The sequence below is a fragment of the Eudoraea algarum genome (assembly GCF_050589645.1).
Taxonomy (GTDB): Bacteria; Bacteroidota; Bacteroidia; order Flavobacteriales; family Flavobacteriaceae; genus JBNGOQ01.
In genome coordinates this window covers 208,712-227,923 of the sequence record NZ_JBNGOQ010000003.1, presented here as the reverse complement: position 1 = coordinate 227,923, position 19,212 = coordinate 208,712, and the positions used below count along the sequence as shown (strand labels likewise).

At 49.9% G+C, this 19,212-nt stretch carries 6 protein-coding genes; all 6 read right to left on the bottom strand.

All coding sequences use genetic code 11. The annotated features are described in order from the left end of the window. Nucleotides 1-186 precede the first annotated feature (186 nt). From ACRD67_RS11780 to ACRD67_RS11755, 6 genes are read right to left on the bottom strand one after another with little or no spacing between them, the layout of a single operon-like run. Nucleotides 187-1,362: a hypothetical protein gene (locus tag ACRD67_RS11780; RefSeq protein WP_430967350.1), complete on the bottom strand. Its 1,176-nt coding sequence runs from the start codon at nucleotides 1,360-1,362 to the stop codon at nucleotides 187-189. Nucleotides 1,363-1,404: 42 nt separating this feature from the next. After that, complete coding sequence (locus tag ACRD67_RS11775; protein ID WP_430967349.1) at nucleotides 1,405-3,375, bottom strand: hypothetical protein; 1,971 nt, start codon at nucleotides 3,373-3,375, stop codon at nucleotides 1,405-1,407. Beyond that, the gene (locus tag ACRD67_RS11770; protein ID WP_430967348.1) at nucleotides 3,368-9,319 is read right to left on the bottom strand and encodes a hypothetical protein; all 5,952 of its coding nucleotides are present in this window, start codon (nucleotides 9,317-9,319) and stop codon (nucleotides 3,368-3,370) included. The genes ACRD67_RS11775 and ACRD67_RS11770 overlap by 8 nt, the downstream gene beginning before the upstream one ends. Before the next feature lie 14 nt (nucleotides 9,320-9,333). After that, nucleotides 9,334-12,927: a hypothetical protein gene (locus ACRD67_RS11765; protein ID WP_430967347.1), complete on the bottom strand. Its 3,594-nt coding sequence runs from the start codon at nucleotides 12,925-12,927 to the stop codon at nucleotides 9,334-9,336. Continuing rightward, complete coding sequence (locus ACRD67_RS11760) at nucleotides 12,924-16,439, bottom strand: DUF6603 domain-containing protein (RefSeq protein WP_430967346.1); 3,516 nt, start codon at nucleotides 16,437-16,439, stop codon at nucleotides 12,924-12,926. Before ACRD67_RS11760 ends, ACRD67_RS11765 begins: the two co-directional genes overlap by 4 nt. Further along, nucleotides 16,432-19,044 (bottom strand): galactose oxidase early set domain-containing protein, encoded by a 2,613-nt coding sequence (locus ACRD67_RS11755; RefSeq protein ID WP_430967345.1) that lies wholly within the window; start codon nucleotides 19,042-19,044, stop codon nucleotides 16,432-16,434. Before ACRD67_RS11755 ends, ACRD67_RS11760 begins: the two co-directional genes overlap by 8 nt. Between the last annotated feature and the right edge of the window lie 168 nt (nucleotides 19,045-19,212).

Below are 19,212 nucleotides of genomic sequence, written 5' to 3'. Positions count from 1 at the left end.
GTTTGCATTGGTATGGATTGGTCCTATGTAGTGCCATTTGAACGAAACTGACTTTTTCCAACCATAAGGCCATCTTTTTGTGGGAATAAAAGCCTATCTCACAGAAAAGCTATGTAAATAGCGTATTTCAGAAGTTGGTTCTACCCTCTGCGGAAATCGAAGGCCGACACGTCGGCTTACTCCTAGCTAATTATTCCACCAAAGTGTTTTAAGGGCCTTATCCAAGCGTGCATAATCGGCCTCTGCCAAGTACATGCGGTACATGAATTTTCTATGCTGGTTGATCGGTAGGTTTTTCATATACCATCCCCGGATCCATTGGTTGATCGCCGCAAAGGAGATGTCCTTGGACAGCTTAAAACTTAGCACTTTGGTCACGCTCGCCTCCACTTCAGCTTTTACGATCCGTTCCCCATTCTTAGGTTTATCCTGAAGTTTCTGCTCCAATTCGGTCTGTACCTGTAACACCTCCCGCTTAGCAGCCGTGTTGTTCTCGCCTAGCTCCCATGCCCTTCGTAACTTTTGAAACCACGTTCTATAGGACTCCCCTATCCTGTTTTCCCGAAAAAGCAATGCCTCTTCCAGTAGATGCAGTGGACTACCGCCCTTGTCCGCATATTGTTTGAGCAAGATCGGCAGGATGTTGGGAGCAAAATTGAACTCATTCACCGTGGTATTTCCCCTGGCTCCACAGTATTGGGCAAAGGCGGCAAACAGTTCCTTTTCTTTTTGATAGCCCCATCTTGTTTCCTCATCCTCCGGCACCAACAATTCGGTGTACAATCGCGATCTCTTGCTTTGAATGATATGGTCGTTTTGACTTGCCTGGGCATATCCGCTAAAAATAAAGCCCCCCAATAGGAACTCTGCCGTGCGCTTCCAGGTCTCGGGAATGTCCAAATCCACTTCTGGCCTCCATTCATGTCCATAACTGCCCAACTCCTGTGTGATGTCCTTAAACATGGCCGTCGGCAATCTTTTGAAATCGATATTCCGAAGGTTTTGCATGGCATTCCCCTTAATATCGGCATAGAGCATATAGTCAACGGTGACCGGGGTCACCATGGAATCGAGCAGTTCCTTTAAAGACTTATCCGGTGATTCAAAGGTGAGCCAGTATTGGATCAATGGAATTTTCTCCCGCGTCATCAGAATATCAAAAAAGGCCAGGAGGGCATCGAGGTTCAACTGGATCGATTTCCAAACGGCCTCGCTATCTATCCCCAAACGCATACAGCCTTGACGGCCGTTAAAAAACAATTCTGCCGTGCGCAGTACCATGGGGTCCGGGATAAAATCGATACCGGCCTCTGAAAATTTGGCCCACTCCTCCGGCTTGTTGCTTGCTATGACGACACTCATCGTTTTGAATTTTCCTGCGGACTGTCTTGCCAGTCCTATATTTTATGGCGTTTCTTCTTCCTTGCGACTGATCTTGGGAATGATCTGATCAAAAGCGAGGCCACTCCTGCCCTCTCCTCGGCCCGTGTGCTTTTTAAAACCTATCCAGGTAAACACCTTGCCGTTCTTCCAACGGGTCCGCTGAAAGGCCTTGTATCCTTTTATACCCGCTTTGGGCACTTCTTCCTCATTGAGGTAGTAGGCCACCCTATTTTCTTGATCGAGCCCTTCCCGCAACATGGAGGTACGCGGCTCTATCTTTTTGGGAACCGCACCATCAGGCATTTCTTCCAATACGCGTGGCATGGCAGCCCGTTGCAACTGTATTTCCCGTTTGTCATCGTCTTTGTGTACCGGGATAAAGGGGATCCAATGTTCGGGCACGGTGTTCACCACACGATATTTTATTTTGGCCTCGGTAGGTACCAGGGGCGGGGGCGGTGCACCAGTTGCTTCCTCTGCGAACAATTGCCTGAATTTGGACCTTGTTTCCATACCGGCTTCCTTGCCGTGTTTGCTGCTGCCGTTCGCCAGGGGAATCCGGGTCTCCACAGCCCATACCATATTGGCCACCTCATCACGAAGAAAATACACTTCTTCGAGCGGTTTTCCCTCATGCGATTTGGGCAGTGCGGGAAGCAGTAATACGCTAAGATCTGCCGGAACGTCCTCTTTTCCCCTAATGTTCAAATGGAACATGCTCCAGCGTTCCCAATCCTCATCACCTCCCCCACCAGCGGGTTCCACCCAGATTTTTTCCCCAAAAACGTTGGTTACCATCAGCCCTTCCACCTTGGAAATACTGCCCACGGGCAGGGTAAAGGGCAACATAAACCAATCGTTCGCATAGTTCAGTCCAAAGTCCAGTACCATCAATTGATTAATATCGGTAGTACTGGGGCTGATATTGCCCAGATTTGTCTTCCAGTCTTCCAAGGTCCACCATCTATTGTTGGGCATGCCCCCAAAAGTAACCGGGGAAGGAAGAAAGGAGAGGGTCAGCTCGTTTTGTACCGAACTTGCGGGAACAGGATTATCGGGTTCCGCCAAGGATTCTTTTTCATTGTGGATATCCAAATTATACCAGTCGAGATGCCCGTGGTAATATTCGTCCGCTACAAATACCTTTTCGTCCCCATTCTCCGGAGCCGAACAGGCGAACTGATATTCGAGATAAGCGGGTTTCCAAGAGGGGTTTTTCTCTTTAATGGGCTGATAATAGAGCGCTTCGAACCAATTGACGAACTTCACGGCCAGGGTATCGATCTGATCTTGCAGGGTCACGGTATTGATGGCGGTAATCCCGTCATAGGCATGGTTTGCCGGGTCTTCGGCCAAATAGGCATACAGCTGGTAACCGTCCATGCAGTTCCGCTGCTTGTCATCCGGGCGAAGTTCTTCCACGGGATCTGTTTGGGTAGCCTCTTTTAGGACATTGGAAACGGCCGCAAAACTTTGCCAGACTTCTTGATGGGCGGAGCGCTGTACATCATCCTTGTCCTCGGGCCTGGGTAGGGTAAACGCGTATTTTTTAATATAATCGACCTTAAAATTGAGTGCTTCCCTTGCCATTAATTTTAGCCATTGTCTTCCCATGAGCAATCTGAGATCGAGGGAAATCTCCTGATCGCCAATCTTAAAAGGTATTTCCTGGTTCTCGACCTTTACCTCTAGGGGCACCTCCTTATCAAAGACCGAACTCTTGTCCACTGCCGACTGATATTTGGTCAGGGCCGTGGTCTTGATGTGCACCTTGGCCATGATGGCCGAGCCGGCATCTTCGCCGCGAAACTCCCCGGTCTGCCATTGTTTGGAAAGCATCCATAGCGGATCTCTTATTTCGGCCTTTAGGGCGCGCTCAAAGTTTTCTGCCCTTGGCCTTCCTTCCAAACGGTTCCACAGCGTAATGGTAGGAACATATTGTGTTACCGGTTTTACGACATTTCCGACCTGATCTAATACCAACTTAGCCATTGTCCACGGTTTTTAAGGTTATATTGTTATTGAGTGCATAGTTCATGGCGATGGTCATAAACGGGTGTACGGTAACCGCCGAAACGGTGGCGGGCAGGAATTGGGCATAGGGTGTAGCATCGATCTGTGTGGGCTCAATGGCCCTGAGTTTTGCCATATCCAAGGTATCGTGCAGGTTGTCCACCACATCTTGCCATTGCCATTGCCCCTTGAAGGTGTGCGGGGTGACCAACAACATGCTTTGTGGCGGTTCTGCATTCGGCTGATCGTACTGAAAGCTAAGGCCGGTGGTTTCCGTAGGTGTGGGAATGACCTCCGTCCATTCATCTATAAGCAGTCCGGCCACGGGTTTTGTTGGGTCCAGGTTTTTGATATAGGCCGTATAGAGCAATTTATCGGCTTCGATAACATAACTCTCGGGAAAGGAAAGTCCTAACCACACATCCTCGTTTTTATAGGGCAATTGCATCGGTCTAAGGTCCAAAGTTGTGTCCTTAAAGGCCTCCGAATGCATGACCGTATTCTCCCAGTTCCCCATGCGCTCCCGGACACGTGCCACCCCATATAACCAATCATCCACCGGGAAATCGGTGCCCAGGGTGTCCTTTTGGTACTTCAATAAGATATCACTATCGTCGTAGGCTTTTTTTATTTCGGCCCCTTGGACCGCGGGTAGTCCAAACTCGGGCACAATCTTAAAATCTTCCCCTAACAACAACTGCATGGCCTGGGTAAGTAATTTTACCTTTTTTGAGGGCAGGACCTCTACATTGCCCTCGTCTATTTTGGCCTGAGCCACTTTCGCGGTTTCCTTTACCGCTTCGTTCAAGGCAACGGCCTGTAGTTTTAGGTCTTCGCCAAATATAATCGCTTGCCGTTCGGCATCATCCGTATCGATGGTAAGCAGATCAAAGTCGGTCAGACTTTTTCCACTGGCGGAGCCAACCCCAGTTCTGAGCTTGTTCAACTCGCCTATCAAATCTTTGATCGCGATGAAATTTCCATTGAGCCAAGCATCGATCTCGGCCAACTTGCCATCAAATTCGCCGCGCTTGCCTTGCACGATGGCTTGGTAGGCCGCTACCGCGTTGGGCGGTGGTGGCAGCGGAACAGTGTAGGTGGTGGAAATAAGGCGTTCGGCCTTTTTGAGTACTTCCAATTGTCCTTCCTCATCCAGGGAAGGCGCTATTAAGTCAGTATTGATCAATTGGTTGTAGGCCGTTATTTTTTCCGCCCAACGTTTTCTGTAGGCAAAGACCTTTTCGTAAATGGCTTTGTAAATGGCCGCCTTTCTATCATAGATAAACCCAAAGCCCGCCTGCTTTATGCCAAATTCGCTCAGGCTGAACATGCGTTGGCCGAAAAGGTCAACATAGGCATCAATGGCACCGATGATAGCATCTTTGTTGGCCATGGTCACCTCAAAATCCTCCTCATCAAAATGGTTCAGAAAAGGGTCCGAAGCCAGATCGATGCCCTGATCCAAATCGGTAGCGTCCTTAAAGTTTGCCTTGAATTTATCGAAGGCATCATCAATTCTGTCCATAGGGATGAACCCACTGGAATCCGTTGCTTCATTGGCCTCATTGGGCAAAGCGATATCACTGGGCCTAAGCGGCCTTGAAGCAAGGATGAGCGATCTTAGATTTCGCAACAAGGGGGCAAGTTCAAAGAGGCTTATCCGATCTACGAAGGTTTGCGTATAGTGAATCTGAAATTCAACATCGGGCCTGGGCGTATCGGTCTCATATACCCTTTTCAAAATATATTCGTCCAATGCGGTAAGGTTTTTTTGGCTGTCCAGATCTACCAGGTAAAGCAGGTCGATCGGCGACAGACCCAGATCCTGCATGGAGACGGATGCGGTAGTCGTCGGATTGGTATTTTCCCCCTCATAGGAAGGAGATCGATAGCTGTATTGGCAATGTATCTCGGACATGGGTGGAAGCAATTCGCCAAGCAGGGCATCAATGGCCGGTTCGGCGACCACCCTGGCCTTTGTGGTCAAGGGATCGGCTATGGTGATACCGGTTTCCAGATGTATGCCTACCCTATTGGTGAGGCTGATTCCGCTTCTAGGCGTGCGCACGACATCCGGTGTTGGGGGAAAACCTCCTTTGCTAAAGGCATCCATGGTTCCCGCGGCCCGATCATAGTTTCCCTGCACCACCTGATGGACACTCTCGGCGATACCCAAATCGGCGACCGCATCATTGATATTCAACAGACGGGCCACCTCCTCATTGACTATTTTGCGATGGTCGGCAAATTGGGGTTCATTGGCAAACCTCAAGTCTTTCCCGAAGGGATATGCATTGTTTTTGGTTTCCAGTACGTGTTCTACCAACGCTAGACCGTCCACGACGTTTCTCGCTTCTATTTGCGTTATTGATTCGATATCACCTTCATTTTGCGAGGTCTCGTTAAGTTGATTGCCCCTAAGCGGGAAGGCAATTCTCAGTTCATAAATAAAGATATCCACCTCGGCTTCCGCGTAGCGGTCATGAAGGCCTCTTTCCAATTGATAGCCAAGCAGGGCACCCAGACTCTGCCCTTGGCGCATCCCTTCGATAACCGCCATGGCCATGCGTACACGCTCTGAGGACAGGTTGACCTTATAGGTTTCCGGATCTTCCGGACTTGCCTCGGTAATATATGCGTTGCGCAGTACCGAAGCGGTAATCGCCTGATTGATGGAAGGGGCATGGATAAAGCCCGCATTATTGCTATCGGTAACAATTTGCCGACTATCATCAGGGTCGAAAATAGGTTGTAGTTCCTCGGGCAATTGAGCCGGGGCCAATTGCTCCGGATCGGGCTTGAGGTCTTCTACCCAGCCATAGGCCCCGAGATAAATACCTTCCTTGACGGTCTCGTCCTGTGCATTTCGCCAATAACGCATCCCGGTCAACTGCATGTTGGAAAAGGCCAGCAACCAGGCATCCAAACGGTAGGAACAGCAGTCCAGATGTTCTACGAATGCCCTTTCGAGCCTAGCCGTAGGAACATCCTTCAGGTGGTCAAGGGCTTTGAGCATTGCTTTTAGATCGAGCGTACTGGCCAGGCTGATATTTTCCGCGATAAGGTTGGAGATGTGTTTCGCCACAGTAATATCTTCATTGACTATACGCGGTTCAGGACGTTCCAAGTAATCGAACTTACTTTCAAAGCCGTTCTGCCCCACTTTTACCCCGATAAAATCGTCATCGATCTTTGCCTCTTTAAGGTCCTTGACACTGAGAATACCCGCCTCCCCATAGAGATTAAAGGACGTATTGGAGAATTCCAGGGTCAATGAATGACGCAACATTTGATAAAGCAGGGCGGTGGGGGCCTTATCGGCAAAACCCAATTGTCTTTTGATGGTATTGAGGTTTACTGCGGCATTTTCCACCAACCAATGGATATAATTCTTGCCCTCGGTATCGGTTCCTTCCGGCGTGGTATAGGCCCGGATCGGTTTCTCTTCGGACAAGGGAACATCATCGATCAAGGGTTTGTTGAGGGTGTTGGGCTGGGTAAGGAAGAACTTTTCCAAGATGGGCACCAGATCTTCCTCATTATCGCCGGTCTGAGGCACGTATCCCAATTTTTTTAAAAGGTCCAAACCTCTTTTTTTATAAGCCCCTTCTATCAATAGGGCTATGAATATGCCCAGGCCGCTCATGTTGAGCTTATTGAACAAATGGGCAAAACTCTCTGCATACCGCTGATCAAACTGTACCGAAGTGGCATGCAGGCCCAACACGTTCAATAGGTTTTGGTGCGGGTCTCCCTCCTTGCCCACATAGGCCACCTCTTCCTGAAGTTTTATAAAATCCTTCCTGACGGTGTCCAAAAGGCCGCTCAGGCGCTGAAGCAGGGCAATGGAGTTCCCATATTTGCTATTGGCGAGCAGGTTGTTCCCGGTTCTGTCGAACAACCATTCTGGTTTTTTGGTCTTGCCGATGGCCAGGATGCCATAGGGCTGGTCCCCGATCCGTATGGCAGGAAGGCTTCCCCTCCCGCTTATGAAATCTATGAAGAAATCACGTGCCAGCCGTTCTTGTCCGGTATCGAATACCGGGGTCATCATGCTTTCCATAAAATAGCCGATGGTAGCGTTCCAAAGGGCCGTATTCATGGCCCTGGCCTCACATTGATCGGTATGGTAATAATGGGCGGCCAATTTAAGCGAGGACGCCGTGGGATCGATGCCGAGGAGATCGCTCAACCACCTACCGTCCTTTTTGCTTAGGGAATCATCGGGGTCATCGGTCTGCTTCTGGGCGATATAGCGTTCAAAGGTGGTTTCGGTATCCTCATTTTCCGTGAAGCCCGAATCTTCTTTTTCGGTGTTGTTGGTAGGTGTTCCCTGCGGCATAATGGAGAAGCCGCTACTGCCATAATGATGGTTATGGAATAATGTTTCGAGGGATTTTTGTGATTCGGTCTTATCTTCCCTGAGGTTTACGCCCATGACGAACAGGCGATCGAAACCCTGGGCATATTGTTCACGGCTAAGGTCTATTTTGAATCCCATTCCCACCTTCACGGCCTCTTCAAAGTCGAACAGCCATTGGGTCTCAGATCGCTGACTAAGGTAGTCGATATACTGTGCCGCTTTTATTTCGTCCTTGAAATCCTCAAAAACTTGTCCAAGCCAGGTCTCCACAGCTTCGGGATCCACCAAGGCCTGAAATTCGGCAATAAATGCGGCCTCTGTTTTTTCTGCCCGTATCCTATCCTTTAAATTATCGTAATATTCCGCCAGTTTAAGGGTTCTTGCCTGGTCCGTGGTCAGCGCGCCGAAGTCGGCGATCAACTGTTGTTTCAAGAGGTCGTTGGAATCCAGGGAAGGGTTGGGCCCTATGATCAGCGGATCGGGAATAAAGCCCCCCAATTCTTCAAGCACCTTGATCGGATTTCCCTCGTCATCCTTGCCCTGGAAGCCCAATAGCACAAACTTTTCGGGCAACGTCCTTACGCTGGCCGCCTGCGACCAAGAAGACTGTTTGCTATCCATTTCATCGGTCTTGGGGAATTGAACGAAGCTCACCTTGACCTCTGGAGGGTTTTCGTCGGGCACTTTTTGATCATGTAGGTTAAAGGGCACATAGGAGGCCATTAATTCGGCGGCGCGTTCTTCTCCCGAAACGGCCATGATCAAGTCAGCATTGGCCTGGTTGATATCCTCCAGATTGTCACCGGCCAGCCATATTTTTTTCCAATAGGCCTTAAGGGCGTCCTGTTCTGCCGCTACCGGCAATTCTTCAACACCGATACAAAGGATAATTTCATCTTTATCTACTCTGACGGGCAGGTCTTCCATGGCCAAGGGGCCGTAGTTCTGGATGATCCAATACGCGCGCCCTGCTTGAAAATGATTGGCCAAGGCCCGCCAAGCTCCCTTAAGGCCCGATTCGATGAAATCTTGCAGCTCGTCCTCATTGGAAGTGCCGGTGCTCCATACACTCATCCAGTAGTCTTTTGCCTTGAGGATCTCTGCTTCCGAAGGGATATTTTCAAAAGTATCTACCGAACATTCATCGGGAAAGATCCGCACCCATAGTTGATTTCGGAACACATTGTTATCCACCTCAACCCGTTTGAACCGGGTCTCCAAACGGACCGGAAACAGCAAAATGGGCAGCTCATCGCTAAATTGCCCAATATGCTTCCGTGGATCCGTAAACGCATCAAATTTTGCGATGGCACCGATTTCCAGGTTGCGGTGTTCGTCTAGAAGTACTTTCTCATTGACAATTTGGGTGCCCAAGGCCTGTTCGTCGGTAACAATCTGTTTTACCCGACTGTGGTCCGGACCAAAGACCCGAAGCAGCTTTTCTTTTTCCGTTTTCAGCTTTTTTAGGCGTTCACCTGCCAGAAAAATGCTTTTTTCCGCATCGTGCTTCGTTTCACGGGCCGCTTTTAATTCGTTTTTTGTTTTGTTGTACTCAGACATGATTCCTTTGGCTTTTAGGGTTGGGTCGGAATATCGGGCAACATTTCACTCGCATGAACCGCCACCAGTACCGGTACCTGATACAGTACATAGGCCAACTCGGCCGCGTTCATTTCCTTGTTCCATACAATGTTTTCATCCTCTCCCTTTTGTATCAACTTCTCGTCCTCACTGTTGTCGACCGCCAGGGGTTTAAGCGGTATTTCATCGGTATCGTTGTTGATCTGTATAAAATCCCCTTCGGCTACTGCTGGCGTGATGTGGCCCCAACTCAGGTCGTTCCATATCTTTACCGTATCCAGACCTGCATCTTCATCTGCGATATCGAGGCCAAACCTCGGTTCACCCGGCCTTTCCTTAATCACAAAAAACCAGCCCGGGTCGTCCCAGTTGACCTCCGGTGCACATTGTGCGCTTACAGGATCATCTTCCTTGCCCGTACCGCCCTTGGCCTCACAAACCGTAAGGTCGAACCCAAAGAAATAAATATCAGGATCTACCTTGGCCTCGTACAGGGGCGATTTAACGATGGTTTGGGGAGGGTTTTCCTCTTGGCCCTCGGGTATGGGGGCAAGGGTCCTTTCCCGTGTTCGGTCTATGGTCTGGCTTGGGTCCAAGACCGGATCTCCGTTTTCATCCTTCCAAACAGCCTTATGGGCATAGATTACGGCCGTTGGGTATTTTTTAAGGAGTTCGCCCCGGATAACGAGTACTACTTCCTCTTCATTTTCACCGGGCAGTTCCCGATTGTCATGATCGCCCAAGTCCGAATTTTTGCTCCAATAATGTAAGGGCTTAATATCTTTGAGTTCTTCCTTGAGTATGGCTTCATGGGCCTCCCTTAAAAAAGCTTCGTCCTTGGGATCGGAAGTGTCCAGCAAGCGATCGTAATTGGGGCGCAGATCGGGCATGTTACGATCATCCAATATTTTCTTATAGCGTGCGGTCAGGTTGGCTACCGTAATGGTTTGCGTATCCATAAAACCACTTACCTCCCAGAATTGCCTAAAATAGCTGCCCCGTTGATCGGTAGGATACTCGCGCCATAACAGCTCTCGGGCAAATTCGTGGTTCAAGCCCACCATATACGCTTCAATAAATTGTTGGTTGGTCTCCAGGATCGAAATGCTGTTCTGTTCTATAAAATTGATATTGGGCAAGAACAGTTCGGAGGAATATTCCGTCAAGGGCTTGTACATGGGCAGATCAAACTTGGGATAGGCCATGGCCTCAACAAAGCGTTCTTTGAGCTGCAAACGGATAAAGGGAGGGATAAACACACTGCCATATACCCAACGCGGAATGCTGACCGACGGATTTATACTGTCAAAAACATCTTGGTTTACCACACCTATTTTAAGGGGTATCCGTGCTTTGGGCACTCCTAGTTTCCTGTCATTCTGTATCAAGGTGTTCACATCCTTCAAAGCTGTTTTAAATCGGGTGCCTTCCTCGCTATCCACGCCCCCGATCGAAGGAGTAAAATTTTCCCGTGGGTCCGAAATTCTAAAATCGGGGCTTTTGGGAAGCTCATCCACCGATTCCGGGGTCTGGTTTTCTTCATGGATGGACGTCGCATTTTCCAATGCTTTTGACCATCGGTCCAAGAGGCGATATAGGTAAATCGATATGGCGATTGCCACTACGCCAACGGCAATGGCCGTTGAAAGCGGCAGGAACAACAACAGCACAAGGAAGAGGATCAACGCAAGAACAAGTGGGATCCATTTCATCCAGGGATAGGCCTTCAATAGCGCCTTCAGAAAGTTGGGCGCTGTGCCCGGCTCAACGGCTTCTGCAATGTCTTCAGGGCTTTGAGCACCTTCCGGAGCCTCTTTGGGTGGTGCGGCGCTTACATCGCCCTCATTGATCCGGGTAATCAAATTATCGAGTCCGATGTCTTCGGTAAAGGGCAGTCTTTTTGCAAATTTTCCCCTTGGTCTAAGCAACTGCCTCATTTTATTGGAGGTGGGTGCCAGAGTAAGTGTGCTCTCCCGCTTTTTGAAGAAGACCGTTTGACCTTCGCTCAAGACCCTGTTGTGCACCGGAGCGGTAAAGCTCATCCATTTATCGGGCTTTTTGCTTTGCATGCCGGTAAGTTGGTTCCCGTACCAGGCCGTAGCGGCCATTTTAGCCAACTGGGCCTGCCTTATGCGCATATTGGCCTCCAATACGTCCCCGACCTGTTCCCAGGCGGCTTTCATATAATCCTCCTGATATTCCTGGACTACCTTGGTTCCAAATCCGGCGGCCACCCGCCACCTCGGATCCAGGTTCAGCTCGTGTATCCAATTATCGTTGGGCGAGGTATCCGTACTGTTGTCGCGCTCCTTTAAAAGACGCTGGGTAAGCGCATGCCACCTTCCATACAGGGGCGCGGTAATCAAGGGGTCCGGGTTATTTTTAATGTCGTACTCCGTTTCCGGTTCGTTGGCGGTCACTTCCTGTTCAATAGTGGCATTACCGTGCACGGTTTGGGCATCGGTGGTTTCGTAGCTGTCCGTAAGATTGATAAAGGCCGCCAGGTTCTCCTGGAACTTATGCGGATATTTCGTTGGGTCATCGGGGTCTGCCCAATCCCTGTATTTGTTAACCTCCTGTAGTTCCTGTGGGCCATAGAATGCGTCCGGAATGCGCAGGGCACCGCCCAGCTTTAGAATTCCGTTCAATTTATCGGCCTCCGGAGTGGCTGCCTCATCCCGGATTCCGGGCAGGTTGGCACCGGGTTGTTGTACATCCATATCGCGGAGCCCTACCCGACTGTCGATGGGTTTGGGTTCCAACAACCGGACCAGATATTCAAAATCGCCCACCGTGCCCGTTCTAAAAAACCAACGATGGTAATAGGGCAACTGATGTCCTACGGCCAAACTGCCCGCATCCCAGGCGTGCGCATCAAAAGCAACCGTTTCCGGGTTGTTACCAAGTCCGGCCAAACGTCCGCTTTCAAAAACGGGTACCAAAAAGGCGTGATAGGCGGCCTTGTCCTCCAATTTCCTTGGACATACGATTCTGGAGTAGGAAAGATCCGGGTTTTCATCCAATACGTCCTTGAGGGCGGAAGAAATGGCACTGGTCTGTGTAGAGCGGATGTCGTCGCCCACAATGTTCCGGTTTACATGCACATGGGCCCAGGCCCAGGATTGGGCCAGAGGTGGCAATTTGGCCTTATCGGTAAGACTGATATAGGATAAGGGCCGGTCCTTGATATTTTTGCCATTTTCAAATTCATTTTCCTTAAGTACCACCAGGGCCAACCAAGGCAGTAACCGATGGTCGGTCGGATTGGGCATGGGCGAATACCGCCAGGGCAGGTCCTCATCATAGAAATCGATATAGGGCAGGTAATTGGGCTCAAAATTGGCAATTCCGTTCCTGGGCTCGACCTTTATGATCGCCTTTTGGTCCAAGCCTACGATATCACCAGGACCGTACAGTTGTATTTCCTTGGATACCACTTGGGACAGTTCCCCGCCCCCCTCGGTTTTATCACCGCGAATGGTCACGTCAATGGGGATGGTGGCCCTGCTACCTGAATCGCCACCGATCTGATTGGCAATTCCCTCTCTTAGCCAGGGTAAAAACGTATATGTCGCTAGTTCACTCATGCTGCTGTATTGGCTTCTGTATTTGGAATCACGTGGAATTCTTCAAGACTGTTGGGGTCCGATTTGGCCAGTTCATTGCGGTAATCCTCGGCACTTGCCCAACTCGTAAAGTGGCTCATGTAGTTTTCATCACCGTCCTGTATCGGTTTGTTGTCGGCAACCGTGGCCACACTGTACAGGTTTGGTTGCATCGAAATACCCTGGCCGTTGCCGTTGATCTGTTTTTTATAATGCTGGGATATGATCGATTTGGTGACCGAACTGCCGTTCAGATAATGACCGAACAAGGCGGTAAACAGCCCGGTAAAGGCTACATGGAACGGACTTAGGAAACTGATCAAGAAACGTTTAAAATTATTGTCTATGATGACGGTCTCGTAACGAATGATGCGTTTTACCCCAAGGCTGGTCTGCAGATCGTCGCCTTCCACACTAAGCTCCATACCGCTCTCGTAAAGCTCAAAACCCGGACTCGACAACTTCTTCGTGTTGTCCAGATCTTTGAACTCGCCCGTGGCAAATTTCTCCTGGATTACCGTGGTGCCCAGGTTCGGGCCGTTTTGGATACCGGCAGTGGCCGACAATTTGTTGACATCAGCAGGACGCTGGTTCCCGAATTTCTCCAATACCAGATTGAGCGGCATTTTACGCTGACTAATCCGCAGTTTGCCTACGGGATGCAGTACAAGGGGTCTGGTATCCGGTTCGCCGCTATCGGCTTCGGCAGCCTCTGGTTCGCCCAGTTTTCTTAGGGAAACCAGAATCCCTTTGTTGGCAGGAATGATGGCCTCCCAATTGGTAATCGCCGCAAATTCCCTTTCGATCAATGGGAATACCTCAATGGGCGGTAGCTCGGTTTGACGTTCTTCGCCCCAGGTCTCATCAATATTGATCTTGATGGTTGGACCCAACCAGGTAATCTTCCATTTGGCCTTGCCTTTGATATGCCATTTCGAAGGACCTTCCAACAGTCCGCTGATCGAAATACTGAACAGCCCAAAACCGAACACTTTGACCGAAAGTCCGACCGAGAACTCGAAAATAAAATAGAAGGGGTCAAACTGGAACAGCGCATCAAAACTCAGATGGCCTTCCACGTTCAGGGCACTAAAACCAAAATACAGCTCCGCCCTGGCACCAAATTGTACCGTATTGGAGGTGACCGCAAAATAACCTTCAATACGGATCCGTGCGGCAGATTCGTTAAGGATGTTAACCGCGATCCTTGGGGGTTCCTGGAAAGGTAAGGGTGGTGGACTAAACCTGGGGTGGAAGCCCCCAACACTGACGATAAAATTCGAATTATCGCCCCAATTCACCAAGAGGCCCATTCCGCCCTCCAGGGTAATGAACAAAATTCGGGAGTCGTACAAAAAGGCGTAGAACCACAGCAGTTTGTTGGAAGGTTCTATACGACCGATAAAGTTGACCTGCAATCGCAGGATATCGGCGTCCTCGTCGGGCAGTGCCACCTTTAAGACCCCCAGGATGGTTATGTATACATCCGGGAATTCCAATATTACGCCTAGGGAGAGACTCACCAAGGTAGGGGTCCCATAGCCTATTTTGGCCATAGGGCCCACCAAGAACGCGTCGTTGGCCGTTGGGAAGAACTGTTTAAGGTCGCTTATGATTCTTGGTGCGTTGGCGATAACGTCTTGTGGGAACATAACGCTTTCCACGGAACCGGTTCGTACCCCTTCGGCAAGCGGATCCACCCGTACGGTACGGTTGAGTCCCAGCAGTCCGCCCACGCCCAGAAGGGTAAAACCAAAGCCCAATTGTATGCCTGTTCCGAACTCCACCGTTATAATAATGATCATGGAAAAGCCCTTGGACCCATCGGGCATCCGGGTCGTAACCAGCCCAATGGCCTTTAAGGCGATCCATTCACTGAAGACCAGTTCCAGGGCCCCGGCGTATTCTTCACGGTCAAAATCAAAAAAGAGATATCCTCCTCCTTTTACCGCACCGGCATCTACGGAAAGGCCCAGCCCGTTGGGAGGTTTAAAGTCAAAATCAAGATCTACCACCCCGGAACTTCCCTGTACGCCGGAAACGGGTGTAACCTTGGCCGAAGCGCCTATTTGCTCTACCGTTACTTGAAGGGGGCCGAGTTCGGCCTTGATATTGGTGCTGAATTCAATAGGAAACGCCCCGTCCTCAAAACCAAGGCTCAATACCATGGCACTAATGTCTATAGGGCCCAAATTAACATGCAAGGGCAGCTCTATGTTCAGGGAACCGCTTCCGGTAATGAAAAAGCCACTTCCGGAGTTCCATCCAAAGCCCAGATCAAAGTCGACATCAACATCGAGGTTAGATAATAGGGAAGCGATAAACCCGTCAGAACCTTCGGTAGAAATAATCACTTTACCGCCCACAATATTCCCCGCCATCCCAAATTCGCCCTTGGCTTCATTGGCCGCGGTATCCCATAACAGGGCTGTGGACACCCCGAAACCTATTTCCCTTGCAGAAATTCCACTTCCGCCGCCCAGGGTCAGGATAGCGATATTGCCTTCGCCCGGGGCAGCCGTTCTGACCAGTTTCATGGTCATTTCGCCTTGTGGTGTTCCACTTAGGGGAATAAGCGACAGTTGGGCCGGAGGTAGCAAGCGGAGACCGGCGGAGGCCTCAATGGGCAAGGAAATTCCAATGTCAACGCTCCATTGTTCGGAAATGGGTATCCGAAAAGAAAACCCTTCCGTAAGATCCAGCATCACGGTAGCTTCCAGGCCCGGCGGATTGATACCTTTGGTAGGGGCCAAGCTGAACAGCATCCATTCCAAGGCCGGCCTGTCCCCATCGGCAATCGTTTTCCGCGCTACGGGAACACCTAGGGACTGAAATAAATAGTACAACCGATTGATCAATAGTTCTGCCTCCAGATTGTTGGTGCCCCATTTATACAGGTTCTCCACAATAGACAACGGATTATCAAGGAAATCGGTAAGCAGATCCAGGTGCAATTTTTTCTCCACATAGTTCGGAAGTAATTCATCGGTATCGCCTACATTCTTCCGCTCCAGGGTAATAAGTCCGAAGAGTTCAAACAGTCTATAAAAGAAGGGGAAGTACCCCTCCATATGTTCAACGATCAGGGTTTCTGCAAGCCTTCCAGGGAGTTCGTTGATAAATTGGGTAAACTCCGCAGGCGATAGGCCTCCTGTAAAACCAATGGAATTTATTTCATTCGTAATGGTAGCAATGGATTCGATCAGCAGTTTGATCTGCTGGATCAGTTCAAGGGCCTTGGTGAGCATGCCCTCAAAATCCTCTGTCTGTACGGCGGCGATGAGTGCCTCTACCAGATTCTTCAATTCGTCGGCGGAAGCCGCTGTTTGCTGTATGGCATTTTCCAAGGCCGGTGTAACGCTGGTCTGCGGGAGTACCAGGCCGAATTCGGCAAAAACATCCAATACCCTTTTGTGCTGCAAGCGATCCGTGAGCGGGGTAAGCGCATTGGTGAGTTGCAGTGCAATTTTTTCTATGGTTCCAGAGTTATCCACGCATGATTTTTATGAGGTTCTGACGGAGGATGGAATACAGGGTAAGCACCAATAGAAGCGGTAAAAGAACAACTCCCAAGAGTGAATCGATAAGCAACAAAACCATTAAGGTCGTTTTCTCCTTTGAAGGAGGCACCAAAAGGTTGACAAGTCTTTCTGTGTGTTTGATCACATACACCGTGGGCAAGACGACGAGCATACGCACAGTGGCCTTGGCCCTTTCATCCTTGGCAATGATCCTGGCCAAAGCCGGACTAAAGGAATAATAGACCCTATTCACGGTATGGATAAAGCGATTTCCAAAAGCGGAAGCCGCCTTTAGTTCCCTTCGCAACAACTGCAAATAAAGCACCATTTCGTGATTGGCAGATCCCAAGGTAGTAGTTGCTATAATACAGTCGTCATCATTGGTACTGGTAGGAACGGGCGCCGGAGGTGGTTCGGCCAATTGGATAAACTTGGCTCGGTCACAAGGGACCAAGCCCGTAAGCGGCGGCGCTGCATCTTTCATGATCCATAACATATAGTACCCCGGTGGCGCCAAATTTCTATTGTTTGGCACGGTCACCCGGAGTTTGCCGGAAACCAAGGTAAAATCGAGTTGTACGTACCGTTGTTCCGTATCGGTGTGGTGCGTAGGCCCGCCGGGACGTATAAAAGCCACTTTGGTAATATTTGCCGCATCCGGTGAGGTGATATCAAATTGCTGGTCGTAGAAGACCTGGCCGGTAGAGCTCCCGTTCCTTAGCACATCGGTTATGACTGGGCGTGGGCCCTTAAAAAAGTAAGGCGGTTGGTAAATTTCGTAATCCTTCCTATTCAGTGCCATGGAGGTATAGTTTCCGAGAGCGTCTATAACGCCATAGGTAGGTCCGTTCCACGACTGTGGATAAGGTTGTTCCTGACCAGCAGCGTTCGTAAAAGGTGGTGTAAATCGTTTGGGGGTACCATTGGGGTTTTGATGCAAAGCGGGTTCAAGATCATTGGGATCTGCTCCCCCGGAAACCATTACCTTGCCATCGGGGAGCAGTAAGGCAGTGGAATGGTACATTCTAGGATGCGTCAAGGCGGCTACGGGCCTAAACGTTGTGCCGTCAAAGATTTCACAAATTCGGGAAGGTGTTGTCCCGGCCCCGGTATTAAGCCATTTAAAATTATCGTGACCTCCGGCAATGAGCACCGTTTCGTCTGGCAATATCACCCCATGCCCGTTGATTCTTCCATGGGCAAGCGTATTGGTAGTCGGGGTCCAGGTAGGAGGACTGGCCAAGGTATCCAAGATCTCAGCGCTTTTGGGGTCTGTGGCACTGTTTATTCTATTAAATCCAACATTTCCTGAGGTTTGCATAATAGGGCCTCCGGAGGCATTCAAAGCTAAAGAGCCCCCGAACAAAAGTATTTTTCCGTCCCGTGCTGGCGGCAATAGCACGCTCATCCCCTCTTCGCGGTTGGGTTGATTGGGTCGTAGCCCACCCCCAAAGGTATCCCATGAACCGGATACGGCAGCTTCATTGACACTTAGTGCCCTGGTATTCGGATTATCGATTTCCTGCCCCCAATTGCTTCCGGTGAAGAAAATCTTTCCGTTTGGGCTTAAATGCATTCCGGGGTAAATGGGCAATCGAAATGTTGCCCCGGTCACCTCTCTTGCCGAGTAATTAGGTGCGGATAACAACTCCACCTTATCCGAAATATCGTAACCACGCTGTCTCAATGCGGTAAGGTTCGCTATTGGTGTTGGGTCCAAAGTAAAAGTGGGCACTCCTCCAGCTACTGTAGCGGTAAATACCTGCAAGGTAGATTCCAGAAAGAAAAAAAAATTGCGGGGAGTAGAAATATCAGTTACCATAACATGCGGCTCTGCCCCAGGGGCACTGATATGTGCCGGTACCCGAAATCGAAGTACCCCAGTTGGCGATCTCACTTCAAAAAGATTCAAGGGAAGGCTATTTCCACCGGCATCTACATATTGTGGAACTCCGGCGACCATGGGAACAGCAGCAGGGTCTCCGGTTCTAAAATCCCTAAAAACGGGTTCACCGGCCGAATTGATTTCGGGAATCCCGGCATTTCTCCCTGAGAACACCACCACGTTTCCAGTTGGTAAAAGTACGGCTGTAGGGTACCATCTCCCTTGGTCCATCTCATTGGTACTGGAGCCCGTTTTGCTTAGCGTCCATTGTTCCGTAGTGGGGTCAAAATAACATATGTTTTTCGCCCCTACGCTGCCATGGGCGTGAAAATCCAAAGATCCCCCGACCACCAGGATCCGTCCGTCCGGAATTTGAACGTAATGACAGCAAAACAGATCGAGTCCCGTTGGGAAATATTTCGGAGTCATGGTTGCTCCGGGATTGTTGGGGTCAAAGACATAACTCACCCCTCGGTAATCTGAAGTGACCGCACCCGTAGGGTTTCCGCCAAAATCGGCGCTTTCTACATGGCCGCAGAAGACCAAAACCTTGCCGGTACGCAGAAGAAAGGAATGCAGCACGAACAGTCCGCGCTTATCCACGACCATATTTGCGCCACTCCTATCATATCTTGTTTGATCAGGAACCTTGAATACCTGTGGTGCTTCCCATACTCCGTTAGCCGCTGACATACGTAGATTTAACCATGTTTAACTGACTTTATAAAACTTGGGGAACTAAAATTCACTCGCCATCCGGGCAACCCTTCCCTTGCGGTACAGGTAAAACCTAGATTTGCGTTAACTCAATTGTGAATAAGGTGGTTTGGTCTTTGGGCTATTCGTGTGGGTCGGGATTCT